Origin of the sequence: Paenarthrobacter sp. NPDC089714, assembly GCF_044748905.1 — a bacterium.
GTDB lineage: Bacteria > Actinomycetota > Actinomycetes > Actinomycetales > Micrococcaceae > Arthrobacter.
The window spans coordinates 176,213-190,863 of sequence record NZ_JBIVGX010000008.1 but is presented as its reverse complement, the minus strand read 5'-3'; the positions used below and the strand labels follow the sequence as shown (position 1 = coordinate 190,863).

The 14,651-nt window shown below is 64.9% G+C and carries 10 protein-coding genes; 6 read left to right on the top strand and 4 right to left on the bottom strand.

What is annotated here, in order from left to right; genetic code table 11:
* Nucleotides 1–120: 120 nt before the first annotated feature.
* Entirely contained in the window at nucleotides 121–636 is a 516-nt protein-coding gene (locus tag ACIPY3_RS15270) for a GNAT family N-acetyltransferase (RefSeq protein ID WP_400335366.1), read from the bottom strand.
* Nucleotides 633–1,103: an SRPBCC family protein gene (locus tag ACIPY3_RS15265; protein WP_400335365.1), complete on the bottom strand. Its 471-nt coding sequence runs from the start codon at nucleotides 1,101–1,103 to the stop codon at nucleotides 633–635. The genes ACIPY3_RS15270 and ACIPY3_RS15265 overlap by 4 nt, the downstream gene beginning before the upstream one ends.
* Nucleotides 1,104–1,224: 121 nt before the next feature.
* Between ACIPY3_RS15265 and ACIPY3_RS15260 the strand changes: the two genes are divergently transcribed.
* The gene (locus tag ACIPY3_RS15260) at nucleotides 1,225–2,286 is read left to right on the top strand and encodes an FUSC family protein (protein WP_400335362.1); all 1,062 of its coding nucleotides are present in this window, start codon (nucleotides 1,225–1,227) and stop codon (nucleotides 2,284–2,286) included.
* Between the two features lie 47 nt (nucleotides 2,287–2,333).
* Here the strand turns inward: ACIPY3_RS15260 and ACIPY3_RS15255 are convergent, their stop codons facing one another.
* Nucleotides 2,334–3,074: a ScbR family autoregulator-binding transcription factor gene (locus tag ACIPY3_RS15255; protein WP_400335361.1), complete on the bottom strand. Its 741-nt coding sequence runs from the start codon at nucleotides 3,072–3,074 to the stop codon at nucleotides 2,334–2,336.
* A 700-nt stretch (nucleotides 3,075–3,774) separates the two neighbouring features.
* Here ACIPY3_RS15255 and ACIPY3_RS15250 point away from each other — a divergent pair.
* From ACIPY3_RS15250 to ACIPY3_RS15235, 4 genes are all read left to right on the top strand, one after another.
* Nucleotides 3,775–8,109, top strand: coding sequence for an LPXTG cell wall anchor domain-containing protein (locus ACIPY3_RS15250; protein ID WP_400335360.1), 4,335 nt, complete (start codon nucleotides 3,775–3,777; stop codon nucleotides 8,107–8,109).
* Between the two features lie 98 nt (nucleotides 8,110–8,207).
* Nucleotides 8,208–9,707, top strand: coding sequence for a SpaH/EbpB family LPXTG-anchored major pilin (locus ACIPY3_RS15245; protein WP_400335359.1), 1,500 nt, complete (start codon nucleotides 8,208–8,210; stop codon nucleotides 9,705–9,707).
* Nucleotides 9,708–9,716: 9 nt separating this feature from the next.
* Nucleotides 9,717–10,682 carry a class C sortase gene (locus ACIPY3_RS15240; RefSeq protein ID WP_400335357.1) on the top strand — a complete coding sequence of 322 codons (966 nt, stop codon included), beginning with the start codon at nucleotides 9,717–9,719 and terminating at the stop codon, nucleotides 10,680–10,682.
* Between the two features lie 189 nt (nucleotides 10,683–10,871).
* Nucleotides 10,872–12,422: an MFS transporter gene (locus tag ACIPY3_RS15235; RefSeq protein WP_400335356.1), complete on the top strand. Its 1,551-nt coding sequence runs from the start codon at nucleotides 10,872–10,874 to the stop codon at nucleotides 12,420–12,422.
* Here the strand turns inward: ACIPY3_RS15235 and ACIPY3_RS15230 are convergent.
* Entirely contained in the window at nucleotides 12,412–13,191 is a 780-nt protein-coding gene (locus ACIPY3_RS15230; RefSeq protein WP_400335354.1) for an SDR family NAD(P)-dependent oxidoreductase, read from the bottom strand. The two genes, ACIPY3_RS15235 and ACIPY3_RS15230, sit on opposite strands and share 11 nt — an antisense overlap.
* A gap of 135 nt (nucleotides 13,192–13,326) precedes the next feature.
* Between ACIPY3_RS15230 and ACIPY3_RS15225 the strand changes: the two genes are divergently transcribed.
* Complete coding sequence (locus tag ACIPY3_RS15225) at nucleotides 13,327–14,646, top strand: BNR-4 repeat-containing protein (protein ID WP_400335352.1); 1,320 nt, start codon at nucleotides 13,327–13,329, stop codon at nucleotides 14,644–14,646.
* Nucleotides 14,647–14,651: the final 5 nt, after the last annotated feature.

The window sequence follows — 14,651 nt, the reverse complement described above, 5'->3', positions numbered from 1 at the left end:
TGGGGGGGGGGGGGGGCGGGGGCCCCCGGGGGGGGGGGGGCGCCCTGGCGCGCCCCCCTAACCCCCATTGGGGGCTGGGTGGGGGGTTTTTCCCCCCCCAACCCCCCCCACAACTGCGACCTACTTGGGCGGAACCACCGGGCGCCACATGGCCACCCGCGGCCACCGGGTCAGGCCCAACTCCGCCTCGTGCTCCATGAGGCGGGTGAGCTCGGGACCCCACGTGCCGGCGTCGAGCAGTTCGAAACCGAGGCGACGGTAGTACGGGGCGTTCCACGGCACGTCGCGGAAGGTGGTCAGGGTCTGCCGCTGCATGCCGTGCCCCCGCGCCCAGATCCGGGCGGCGTGCAGGAGCTCGCGGCCAAGGCCCTGGTGGGCATGGTCGGGGTGGACGCTGACCTGTTCCACATGGGCGTTGCCATCCACCACGTCCACCAGGATGTACGCCACGGGAAAGTCGAGGCCGTCCACGTACACCCACGCGCGTCCGCCGGTGACATAGCGCTGCAAGACGTCCACAGGGAAGGACTCGTCATCGGCGATCTGGTCCATGCCGAGCGACCGGAAGGCTTGACCGGCCGCCGTTTCGATGTCCTGGAGTTGCCCCAGATCGTCAGAGTGCGTCAGCCGGATCATCTGTTCGGGTCCGGAACGGGAGGAGCCTGGGAGACAAGGAATTCGTTGCGCTTTTCGATCAGGTTCTGCATGTAGCGGGCCAGGACCAGCTTCTCAACCAAGCGGCCCAGTGCCCCGAAGGGTGCGGCGAACTCCACCGTGTCCACCATGAGCGTGCCGGTGCCGTCGGGGCGGAACTGATGGGTGTGGCGGAGGTACTTGAAAGGGCCACTGACCTGCTCGTCAGTGAACGACGCCGGGGCCTCCATGTGCACGATGCGGCTGGTCATGCGGAACCTGACTCCCAAATGCCACGCCTGCCACGTGACGGACTCGCCCTGGGCAATGAGTCCCGTGGTGGTGCCGGCGATCGCTTTTTCGCGGCTCTTGGTCATGGAGCCGACGTGGGCGTCGATGTTCCTGGACAAGTCGAAAAGCTCCTGCGGCGGCATGGCGGAGCGGGTTCGGCACACAAAGGCTACGGGCATATCTCGATCTTTCCAGACTCCAAACAGTGCGTTGCTTTAACGGCGTGTGACCGGGCTTATGGCGGACCCTGACCCGACCCTGATAATTTTCGAACCTGAGACTTTCGCCCACAAGCCCCGGATGATTGGTGGTGTTCCCGTGCCCACGTTCATGACGCACGCACGCGAACTTCACAGGCTGGGACCGGCCAACAACGATCGCTTGTCCGCCGTCCGGGTGGCCCTTAGTGTCGCCGCCCCGGCCTTGGTTCTGATCCTCGTGGGGCGGCCGGACCTCATGTTGTACGCGGTGTTCGGCGCCTTGACCGGCATGTACGGCCGTAACGAGACCCACCAGCTCCGCCTGAAACACCAGGCCCAGGCCGCCGTGATCCTGGTTGGAGGGCTGACTATCGGCGTCTTCCTGTCCGTGAACCACATCCACTCCTGGTGGCTTGTGTTGGTGGCAACCTTGTTCGCGGGTGCGGGTTCGCTGTACGCGGATTCATCGCGGCTGAGGCCCATCGGACCCTTCTTCGGAATCCTGGCGTTGGGCGCCTGCGCATCGGTCCCCACCAGTGTTCCGTTCACGACGGCGGTACTCATCGGTGCTGCCTCCGCCGCCTTCTCCCTTGTGGTTGGCTTTGCCGGCTGGTTGCGTCACAGGACCTGGGAGCGCGGCGCCGTCCGCGATGTTCCTCTGTTCCGTGGTTCTCTGCGGCAGACGGCCCTCGTCCACGCCGCGCGCTATGTCCTGGCCGTCGCCGGCGCCGGAGCGATTGGCGTGCTGAGCGGCAGCGGCCACCCGCACTGGGCCATGGCCGCAGCGGCCGTGCCCCTTGCAGGCGCGGATCTCCCCAGCCGTGTCCACCGGGGCATCCACCGCATCGTGGGGACTTTCCTCGGATTGGGCGTCGTGGCAGTCGTGCTTTTCCCCAGCCCGCTGTCTCCGCTGCAGTATTTCCCCGGCCATACCGCCGTGGTCCTCGCCGTCATTGTGGTGTTGTGCCAGTTCCCTACGGAGCTGTTCATGGCCAGGCATTACGGGTGGGCCATGGTGTTTTTCACCCCGGTTGTCCTGCTGATCGCCCAGTTGGCGGCGCCCATGGATCCGGGTGTGCTGGTGCTGGAGCGTGCAGTGGAAACGTTCGTGGGGGCTGTTGTGGGGATTGCCGTGGCTGTGGTGGTGCAGCGCCGGGCATAGCGTGGCATCCCGCGGCTCGGATTCGCTGACGTCGTGGGGTCAGGGAGTCAGGCAGATTGTCCTAAGGGACGGCCGGCTACGTTGCCCGACGTGGATTCGAGCGACACCAAGGCACCGAGTTCTGCCGGGCTCAGCCCGGAATTCCCGTCGATGATTCCCGGCAACAGGATTTCCCACATCTGCTGTATCCGGAGCATCACGTCCTCACGCCCATTGAGGACATTGGAAACCATCTGGACGCCCGTGAAGGATGCCACGATATAGCGGGAAAAGTCCGCAGGATCCACCGATGCCCGGATGTGCCCCTGCTGGATTCCGTTCTCGGTGAGGTGGCTCATGGTGTCGAGCCAGTCCTGGTAGGGCTTTCGGACCTCCTGGCCGAACGCCGAAGCCTCAAGCGTCAACCGGATGCCTGCCCGGACAATGTGGTCGGTGACCAGCAGGTTCCCGAAGGCCCCACACAGCCGAATAATCGTCTCCAAGGCCGGTCTGTTCTCGCCAAGAATGCGTCCGCCGGCCGCCATGGCGATCGAATGCTGCGCTTCCAGGACTGCGCCGGCCAGCTCGTCCTTGGATTTGAAGTGGAAGTAAAGGGCACCCTTGGTCACCTGTGCGGCTTCTGCCACCAGCGCAATGGTCGCGGAGCCAAACCCGCGCTCCTCAAAAACTAGTGCGGCGCCTGCAACGATTGCCTCCCGCGTCGCCCTGGCTCGGTCTTGAAGGACCAACGGTGGAACCTCGACTCTCGGAATTGGCGTGGTGCAACAGCTCCGAAGAAACGGGCCCACTGAGGATCTTACGTGGCCGGTCGGGGCTCCCCCCAATGCGATTCCCACCGGCAGCTCTTCTCCTGTGGGAGCAATCGATGCCCCGACCGGCAACCCCTAAAACAAACCATACATCCGGTTTTAAGGCAAGGTGGATGTCATACGGGAGATTCCCGGCCCACCTCGATTGAGGGGTCATCGGCACCCGGGAGGAGCGTCTCCGTCACATTTCATAACGACAAAAATTAAGACGGCTGCTGTGCGCCTGCCGGAGACTTCAGCGCCTGATCGGGATCTCGATCCACGACCCGCGTCTGGCGTTTGTAAGTCAGGAACCTTATAAATATATCAAGTTTATCTAACTATCACGCGGCAGGACTACCGCAGTCATGGATATCAAAGCAGTGCATAGATCGATGTAGTTAGTTTATCTAGCTAATCTCTGATTTCAGGCACTTCGCACGAGCGGGAAATCCGTACGCCAAGCCCTCCTCGTGGGATCGATTTTCACGCCCCTACCAGACTCTGACCTGCGCTAATAGTCAAATGTGGGGGGTTGTGCCACCTCGAACGGGCTTGTTAGGGTCAGCGGTGTCAGCTCGCCTTCACGGCAGTTGATTCCGAAGTTGGGGGGCTTCTTCTCGGAAATGGTGACGCTTCTGCGTCCCTTCCGTCGTGGTCTTCCAACCACCGACGACGAACCGAGAGGAGCGCTGGCCCGTTGAAACACACAAAGCCAAGCAAGCGCCCCAAAGCCCGGTCCACGTCACGGCGAGGTGCCCGCACTGTCGCAGCCGCCGTCGCTGTTGTGGTCATGTTCGGCGGGTGGGGTGCAACCGCTCCGGTCTCACCTGCCACGGCGGGACCAACCCCGGTGGATTCGGCGTCGCCGTCCGAAACGGCCGCCACAACGGAAGCGCCCAGGACCGAAGAGCCAACGCCGGCCACCACAACTGCCCCCGCACCAGGGGAGCCAACGGCCACTCCGTCCACCGGTGAAAAGACGCCCACGGACAAGCCGGAACCGTCCGCACCCGGCCCAAGCGCCGCCGTCGAGCCTGAGCCGCGTCCCGGGGGGACGACGCCGAGCGCGGAACCGGGCGCTGCCGGCGACGACGCGGTTGCTGAAACCGGCCGCGGTCCGCCAGCGGCGGCCAGCGCAGCCAAAGAAGCCAACGCAGGCAAGGACGCCAGCCTCCTCGCGGCGGGAGTCGCCGACGCGCCCCGCCAGGTCTGGACCGAATCCTTCGAGTCCGGACTCACCAACAATGCCAGTGGACTGTCAAGCTACTCGGCCAGCAAATACACGGGATCAAGCGGTTGGTTGAACGGAACCAGCTGCACGGGCGTGCTGGTGAACTATCTCTCGCCCTACCCGAATGCGTCATTCTGCCCCACCCAGCCTAACCTGGCCGTCGGGCAGTCCTCCTTGGCCGCACGTGACGCGCGGCGCATGGCCGACGTCCTGGGCCAGGTAGCGGCAGGCGTCACCGGTTCCACCTCCGCCTCCGCTCCCACCAATGGCTCCACCTCCAGCACGCAGGTCAACCACGCACTCGTCGCCCTTCCCTACGCCACGGTCGCCGGCGGAACCACGGTCCTTCAGTCGGCAGCAGGAACGGGCGTGAGCCCCACGGATTCGCGGTATTACGCCTTGGGCATGAATGCCGTCGGAGCCCAGTGCGGCACCAACAACGCCTCACTGTCGCTGAACCTGGTCTCGGGTGCCACCACCCTCCTGGGCGGATATACCTCCCCCGTGGTCCCGTGCACCAGCACCGGCAACGTCTACTACACCTCCACGGCACTTCCCACCCTGGGCACGATCTCCGGGATCGTGGACCCCGCATGGTCCGCCTCCGTGCGTGCAGGAAGCTACAGCGGCACCAACACCGCACTCCTCACTCCCGCCCAGATATCCGCCGCGCGCGTGCAGATCGTGAACACCGTGACCGGTACCGGCAGCGGATTTGGCGTTGACAACGTGCGGATCCTCGATGTCAGCCCCGCCCTCGATACTTCCTTCGACGCGGCGGGGGCAACGGCGACGGTGCCTACCACCCTGACGTACACGGTCACCAACACCTCAGACCTGCTCGCCAAATCCGATTGGGGGTTCTCGACGGCGTTGCCCACCGGACTCGTCGTCGCACCGACTCCCGCGGTGGCCGGCACCTGCACGAACGTCACGGGCACGGCGTTTGCCGTCACCGCTGCAGCGGGATCGGGAACCATCTCGGCCGTCGGTGGGGACCTTGCCGCAGGCGCAACCTCCTGCACCATCACGGTGGACGTCGTGGCAGCCACTGCCGGAACGTACACCAGCGGAACGGTAACCCCCACGGGACTGATCACCACCACGCCGGCCAGCCTCACTGTGGCACCGGCAACCACCATCACGGTGCGCAAGAACCTCCCCGCCCGCACGGCCTCCACCGACCAGTTCACGTTGTCGCTGCGAACCGGAACCACCGTGCTGGCCTCGACCACCACCACCGGAACGGCAACCGGGATCCAGCCGGCCCAGATCACCCGTTCGGTAGTCCAGCCCGGGTCCACGTACACCATTCACGAAACACCCACATCCGGCGCGGGCCTGGGTTATTCCAACGGCTATGAGTGCACCCGCTCAGGCACCGTGATCGCGTCCGGCGCCGGCGCGTCGGGCACCATTACCATTCCCAACGAGACGGGAATCGACGTCCTGTGCACCTTCACCAACACGGTCCAGGCCACGCGACTCTTCTGCGACGCCAACCACTTCTACTCCGTCACCGCTGCCGGTGCGCTGGAGCAGGGCGACATTGTCTCCGGGAGCCTCGCCTCGGTCGGTTCGTGGTCCAGCGTGACGGCGGCCAACGCTTTGGGTATCGGTTCGAACGGAAACCTCGTCTACGCCATTGATCGGTCCGCAGATGCCTCGGATGTCGCGTCAATTCTCAAGTGGACACCGGGTGCCGGTTTCGAAAAGCTGGCCAATACTGCCTACACCACGACGGCGGGCGGCACCGCTGTCACTGGAAGCATCGTCGCCGGAGCTGTGGACATGGCCAGCGGCCGGTACCTGTTCGGGATCTTCGCCAACTCCCAGTTCTATATTTGGAGCTTCACCGAATCGAACCCCACCGCCACCCGCTTCGCCTACGTCGGCGCGTTCCCCACCGGGTCGGCGCCCAACGGCAACGGCGACATGGCGTTCGACGCCCAAGGCAACCTGTACGTCGTCGGGGCGGCAACCATCAACTCCACCAACAGCGCAACGATCTACACGGTCACCGCCGAAACCCTGGCCGCGGCAGCCGGTGGGACACTGGCCGTGAACACGTCCACCACCAAAGCAACCACCGGCACGGACGCGGCCTTCGCCAACATCAACGGCATCGCCTTCTCACCCCGGGGTACCGTCTACCTCTCCAATGCGGGCAGTGCCTACGAATTCGACGCCACCACCTGGGCCCGAGTGAGCGGAACGCCCCGCGTGGCAGTGAACTCGGTTGACCTCGCGGGGTGCTCGTCGCCGTCGACCCTTACCGTCCAGAAGAACGTGGTGGGCCGCCAGGCCGCGGCCGACCAGTTCACGCTGACGGCCTCGGCCGGTTCTCCGCTGACGGCGTTCGCCACGGCAACAACCACCGGCGCGGCCACCGGACGGCAAGCGGCACAGATCGGGCCCTACCCCGTCCCGATCGGCACCGCGGTGACAGTCTCGGAGGCCATGGCAGCCGGCTCCACCTCGGCCATCAGCGTATACACCACCGTGTATGAATGCTGGGCTGACGGCGTGCGGCTCAGCACAGGAAGCACCGCCACGGGAACCGTCACCATGCCGAACCGGCTCAGCGTGAACGTGACATGCACGTATTTCAACTCGCCATCACCGGTTTCGAGCGTACGGATCACCAAGACCATCCAGGAGTTCTCCGGCCTGACCCGTCCCGGCGTCGGTTGGAGCGTGGGCACCGCTGCGACGGCCACCACCGGAACCGCAACCGCCCTGCCGAGCCTGTCACCGCGGCAGGCGACCGATGCCGCCGGCCAAGCCAGCTGGACCGTACTGTTCGGCTCGGCAGCGTCCCGGGCAACAGTGGTGGTCTCCGAGATCCAGCAGGACGGCTTTGCCTTCGTCAGCGGATCCTGCACGGTCAACGGCACTGCCCGCGCGGTGACGTTCAGCCAGTCCGGAACCACCATCAGCGCAAGCCTCACGGCGATTGCGCCGTCATCCAGCGTCGAGTGCACCATGGTGAACCGCCCGACGGCGTCACTCACCTTGGTCAAGCAAGTCACCTATGGTTCCGCGCTCCCCACGGACTGGACCCTGAGCGCCACCGGGCCCGCGGGGGCACTTGCCGGACCCGCCGGACGCTCCGGCACCGCCGCCGCCACCGGCATCCCCGTAACCCCGGGCGCCGCGTACCGCCTCGCGGAAGCAAACGGTCCATTGACCTATGTCCAAACCGGCACCTGGCAGTGCGTTACCGGAACCGGTGCCACCGTCGCGGTCACGGCGGCAGGGGATGTGACGCCGAGCAACGGAGCCAGCATCACGTGCACCGTGCAGAACGCCACGGCGTCCATCACCTTGCTCAAGCAGGTAGTGAGCCCGCGGACCGGTTTCCAGGCGCCGGACTGGAAAGTTACCGCCACTCCGGCTGTCCTGGCAGGCGGGGTCCTGCCAACGGAAACGCGCACGGGCGCCGAATATGTCGCCTCGGGCAACCCAGCCAACACCTTCGATGTCAGGCCGGGCCACAGCTACACACTCTCCGAAGCGGCCACTGATCCCACCCGACGGATTGCTTACCAGGAACTCCGCCTCGAGCGATTGGTCGGTTCAACCTGGACCACGGTGTCGTCACGAACCATCACCGCTCCGGCAGCCGGGCAGACGGCGGTCTACCGCTTCGTCAACGCCCCCGTTCAGCCCACCACCTTGCCGCTCACCGGCGGTACGAGCGCTGACTCCTACTACATCGGAGGGGGATTGATGCTGGTCCTGTCACTGGCCCTCCTGGTGTGGCACAGAAGTCGACGGATGCGAGGCGCCCATCGGTGAAACCAACCCCAGAACACCGTGCCAGACATCCGTCCAGCCTTCATCCAGATTCATCCAGTCCAGCCCGCCACTCGCACCTCACTCGTAGGAGAAAGCACATGTCCAACACCATCCTCAGGCGGCTATCCGCCGTCGTCGGCGCTTTGGCGCTGGGCGCCTCGGCGACCCTTGCCGCCATCGCACCGGCAACAGCCGTGACCCAGCCGGGCAACATCGACCCGACAATTGCCCGAACCCTGACCGTCCACAAGTTCGCGCTCGGACCCAACAACGGTCAGCAGATCGGCACCGGCCAGGAAGTCACCGTCCCCGGCACGCCGCTCTCGGGCGCCACCTTCACCGCCGCCCTGGTCCAGGGTGTCGACCTTACGACGCCGGAAGGCTGGACGCAGGTCTCCGCGCTGACCCCTGCCACGGCAGCCTCGCGGGTCAACGCCAACGACACGTATACAGCCACCACCGGAACCAACGGCGTGGCGGTGTTCAACAACGGCGACACCTTGCCGATCGGCCTCTACCTTGTGACCGAGACTGTGCTGCCCGCCCAGGCGACCAACCCTTCGGCGCCGTTCCTCGTCACACTGCCGTTCCCCACAGGACCGAACGGGGCACCGAGCAACCAGTGGATCTATGACGTCCACGCGTACCCGAAGAACGCTGTCACGGCCCTGACCAAGACCCGTGTCCCCGCTCCCGCCAACTCGGTGGAGGCCCGCAACCCGGACCTGATCCGCTGGGCTATCAACTCGGACGTGCCGACGTTGGCCGGTGGTGACACCCTGAACACCTTCACGCTCACCGATATCCTGCCCGCCGAGCTCAACTATCTTGCCACCGGCCCCACGGGCGTTGCCCCAACCAGTGTGCGGGTAGCCAACTCCGCCGATGTTACGCAAAACTTCCTGGCCGGCACCGACTACAGCCTCGCCTACGACGAAGCCACACGTAACCTCACCGTCACCTTCACACCCGCTGGCCTGGCACGCCTGGCCGCACTGCCCGGCGGGAAAGTGACACTGAACGTGCTCAGCCGCGCCGTCACCATTCCGGCCAACGGCATCATCACCAACACGGCACGGAGCGTAGTGAACAACGCAATCGAGACCGTCACGGGCAGCACGCCGATCGGCCAGCTCACCGTTTTCGCCTACCAGAACGAGAACGGCGTGCGGACTCCGCTCGCAGGCGCCGTGTACCAGGTGTTCCTCAACCAGAACGACGCCAACCTGGGCCAGAACGCGGTCTTCATCAACGGCATCCAGAACTGGACCACTGGGGCGAACGGCCTCGTGGCGATCCCCATCATCACACCGGGGAACTACTACGTCCGCGAGATCACTCCGCCGGCCGGTTTCCAGTTGCCCACGCCGAGCCAGGTGCAAACCCAAGTGGTAGCCGGTCCTTCGTCCACCACCGCGCCTGTGCAGAACTACGTGGAATTCGAGCACGACCAGGTTCCTGCCTTTGCGCTCCCGCTGACCGGTGGTGACGGCGCTCTGTGGTTCACCGTGGGTGGCATCGGGCTCATCGCCATTGGCCTTGGTACCGCCATCATCACCGCGCGTCGTCGTGCCTCCCTGGCACCCGCACGCGCGTAACGGAGAACTGTGAAAGCGAAGGCGGGGCGTCGAAAGGGCACCCCGCCTTCGCCGGTCTCCACCGCCTCGCGAGGTATTCAGGACCAGCCGCGCCGGTGGCGCCTTCCAGGGGTGGCGCTGCTGGTGGCACTGGCGATGATGTCCGGAAGTGCGCTCCTGCTCTACCCAGCCGCTGCCGCGTGGTTCAGCGCAGTGGACCAATCGCACGAGATCGACAAACTCACCCAGGGAATCAAGGACCTCGGCGCCGAAACACTGCATTCCAGGCTCAACGAAGCACGCGAATACAACCAAAGCCTCAGCGGCGGTGGAGCAGACATCGCAGCAAACGAACGGCTCCCGCTCGCAAAGGAACCCCGCGATGGCACCGGACAAAAATACCTCGACATGCTGCGGGGTGATTCCGAGGGCCTCATGGCCCGCATCAGGATCCCTTCGATCAAAGTGGACCTGCCCATCTACCACGGCACGTCGGACGCCGTCCTGGAGCACGGGGTCGGCCACCTCGAGGGCACTGCCCTGCCCGTCGGCGGGCCGTCCACCCACTCCGTGCTCACGGGTCACAGGGGCCTTGCAACCTCGGAACTGTTCAATGACCTGGACAAGGTCAAGGCTGATGACACCTTCACCATCGAGGTGTTCGGCGAGGTCCTCACCTACCGGGTGGTCGAAACCCTCATCGTCGAACCGGAAGAGACAGAGAGCCTCCTCATCCAGCCTGGCAAGGACCTCCTGACCCTTGTCACGTGCACGCCCCTGGGAATCAACAGCCACCGCATCCTGGTCACGGGCGAACGCGTCATTCCCACGCCCCAGGCGGAAGTGGACGCAGCAGGCATCTCACCCGACGTCCCCGGCTACCCCTGGTGGATGGTCATCGGAGGCGGCGTCGTTGTTACGGCCGTTGCCTACGTCTGGCTTTCCGGGCGCCCGACGCGGTCTACGCGGTCCCAAAGCGCAGCCGCGCGGGCCTGATCCCGGCGACATCTTCTTGACAATGCATGTGAGCTGAAGCACTCTTGTTGGGGTCGCCTGTTGCGCAAGGCGAACCATGTTGATCATTTAGAAACTGCAGGAACACCTCCCCCTCGTCCTGCGAAACCAGGCGCCGGCGTGAAGTAAGCCGGCTGGCCTGATGACGAACGCGTGAGCCCGGGAGAACTGTTGACGACAATCAAGGGTGCCAGCACCATCGATCAAAGCAGTACGAACAGCCGGAACCCGGAGGGAAACCCGGCGGAAGCAGAATCGGGAACAGCAGGGCCAAGGCGGCGCCTCCGGTGGACGGACGTCAACGTCGTGAACCCGAAGATGCTGAAGAAGGCCCTTGGCGGAACGATCGTCGGCAACACGATGGAGTGGTACGACGTCGGCGTCTTTGGCTACCTGATCACCACCATGGGACCGGTATTCCTCCCCGAAGCGGACAGGTCAGTGCAGACCCTGTTCCTGCTGGGGACCTTTGCGGCGACGTTCATCGCCCGGCCCTTGGGCGGCTTGGTCTTTGGCTGGCTGGGTGACAAGGTAGGCCGCCAGAAGGTCTTGGCAGCCACCCTGCTGCTCATGTCGGCAAGCACCTTTGCTGTGGGCATCCTGCCCGGCTACGCCCAGATCGGCATCTGGGCCGCGGTGCTCTTGGTGGTCCTGAAACTTGCCCAGGGATTCTCTACCGGAGGCGAGTACGCAGGCGCCACCACCTTCGTGTGCGAATACGCCCCGGACAAGAAGCGCGGCTACTTCGCCAGCTTCCTGGACATGGGCTCCTACCTGGGCTTCGCCATGGGCGCCGCCCTGGTTTCCGCACTGCAACTCACCCTGGGCCAAAGCGCCATGGAGGAATGGGGATGGCGGCTGCCGTTCCTGATTGCAGGCCCCCTGGGCGCTGCCGCGGTCTATTTCCGGACCAGGATCGAGGAATCGCCGCAGTTCCAGGCAACGCTGGACGCCCAGAATGCCAACGCCGTCAAAGCTGCCGCCGATGCCAAGGCGAAGGCCGGCGGGCCGGCGGCAATCCTCAAGGCACACTGGCGCCACATTGTCCTGGCCATGGTCCTGGCAGCGGCAGCAAACACGGTGGGTTATGCCCTGACCTCCTACATGCCCACGTACCTCACCGAGTCCAAGGGCTACGACCCCATCCACGGCACGCTGCTCAGCATCCCGGTGCTGGTGGTGATGTCCCTGTGCATTCCGTTGACCGGCAAGCTCTCGGACCGGATCGGACGGCGGCCGGTGCTCTGGATCGGCGCTGGCAGCACCATCGTGCTGGCCATCCCGGCCTTCCTGCTGATCGGGATCGGAGCCGTCTGGTCCACCCTCGCAGGCCTCGCCCTGGTTGCGTTCCCCGTGACGTTCTACGTTGCGAATCTGGCGTCCGCCCTGCCTGCCCTGTTCCCCACGTCCCACCGCTACAGCAGCATGGGCATCGCGTACAACTTTTCCGTGGCGATCTTCGGCGGCACTACGCCCTTCATTATCCAGGCACTGATCGACCTCTCCGGAAGCGACATGGCACCCGCGTTCTACCTCGCCGGAACCTCGGTCATCGGGGCGATCGCCATCTACTTCCTGCCGGAATCGGCCAGGCGTCCGCTGCCGGGCTCCATGCCCAGCGTGGACACCGAGGCCGAAGCAAAGGAACTCGAAGCGAACCAGGACACCAATCCGCTCCTCGATCTGGACTCCCTGCCCTTGACGTCTGCCACTAAGGCTTGAGCGGCCTCCGCGGCGGTCCGGACGTGAGCTTCGCGGGAAGAACCCGGGCGAAGAAACTGACCACTTTGTAGCGGCGGGTGGGGATGGAGATGGCCTTGCCTTGCGCATTGTCCTCCAACCCCTCCCGCACCACGCGTTCGGCGGTGAGCCACAGGAACCGTGGAGCGACGGACTTGTCCATGCCCATGCGTTCGTGGAATTCGGTGTGGGTAAACCCCGGGCAAACCGCCGTCACCTGGACACCTGACTTCGCGTAGGCAAGGTTTGCCCAGCGACTGAAGGTGACCTGCCAGGCCTTCGCGGCGGAGTAGGTGCCCCGGTTGGCGAAGGCCGCCACGCTTGCCACATTGATGATCCGGCCGCTCCCCCGCACCAGCATCACCTCCAGGGCTGCATGGCACAGTTCCATCGGGGTCTGGACATGCAGATGGAGGTGCCGCCTCTCTTCTTCCAGCTCGTTGTCCTCGAAAGACTTCAACAGGCCGATGCCCGCGTTGTTGACCAGCACATCCACCGGCCTGGCAGCGTCCCGGAGCCGGTCCGCCACCGCAGAAACCCCGACGGCGGTAGTCAGGTCCGCGGCGAGCGTCTCCACCGAGACACTGAAGTCGCGTTCGAGTTCCCCGGCTTTGGCTTTAAGCCGCCCTTCATCACGGGCCACCAGGACCAGGTGGTGGCCGGCCTCGGCCAGTTGGCGCGCGAATTCCGCGCCGAGCCCGGCCGTAGCTCCGGTCACGAGGGCGGTACGTTCGTTGGCTCGAGTCGTCATGCGCCCAGATTAGTCCCCTGCACTTCCCGCCGAGATGCCCATTGATGACGGTGTTCGCGCGTAGGACTGTCACTACGCGCCAACAAGGAGGCGTAGGATTCCTTTTGAAACGATGCAATACCGCAAAGGATCCCCATGGCCAACGAAGCCCAGCCAACTCCACTTGTCCTCAACAACAACGGCGCCTGGTGCTGGTTCCAGGATGAGCGCGCCCTGATCGACCCGGCAAACAACACCCTGCTGATCGGTTCCGTGGCGGCACCCCCAGGACAGGGCGGTGAAGAACGCGGCGGAAACATCGAACTGGCCGTCCTGGACCTCAACACCGGAAGCAGCACGGTCCAGGTCCTCCACGAACGCCTTGAATCCGATGACCACAACGCCCCGGCCCTCCTGATCCGGCCCGATGGCCGATACCTGGCCATGTACGCCAAGCACAAGACGGACAACTATTCGCGGTGGCGTGTCTCGGTCCGCCCGCATGACGCCACCGAGTGGGAACCGGAGCAGGTCTTCGACTGGACGGAACTCGCCGGCGGTCGCGGTGCCACCTACTCCAACCTCCACCGGCTTGCCGCGGAGGGCCGTACTTACAACTTTGTCCGCGCCATCAATGACGATCCCACACTCATGGTCTCCGAGGACGACGGAACAACATGGAGCTACGGCGGCAAGCTCTTCACCCGCCCCAAGATCGGATATGTGAACGGCTACACGCGCTACGCCGCCAATGGCACGGACCGCATTGACCTCATCACCACGGACCACCACCCGCGGGACTACAACAACAGCATCCACCACGGCTTCATCCAGGACGATGCATTGCACGACGCCGAAGGCAACGTGGTCAGCAAGCCGGTCATCGGATCTGCAGGCATCAACCAAACGGTGCTCACCACGGTCTTCGAAGCCGGAATGACGCTCGACGGCGATACCCTCACCCACGGCTGGACTACTGACCTCCGCCGCCAAGGTTCGGAACTCGGCGCGATCGTCACCTGCCGCGCCAACGACGTCAACGGTCCGCTGCAGCGGGAGCAAATGCTCGACGTCGACGATCACCGCCTGCTGTACGCGCGCTTTGACGGCGTGCGCTGGGAACTGAACCCACTCGCCGTCGCTGGTCCCGCGCTGCTGCCCCACGAGCAGGACTACACCGGCCTGGGTGCCGTGGACCCGAACAACCTGGACTGTGTGTACATCTCCACGCCCGTGGATCCCCGGACCGGCGAGGCCACCGCGCACTACGAGCTCTACCGCGGCGTCACCACGGACAGGGGCGCAAGCTGGGCATGGGATGCCGTGACGGAAGGCTCGGATATGGACAATCTCCGGCCTATCGTGGTGCCGGGCGATCCGTCAATCCATGCAGTGTGCTGGTTCCGCGGCTCCATGACGTCATCGCAGGCCTACGAAACGGAGATCGTGGCGCTCGTTGACGCGCCGAGGGGTTAGCTCCC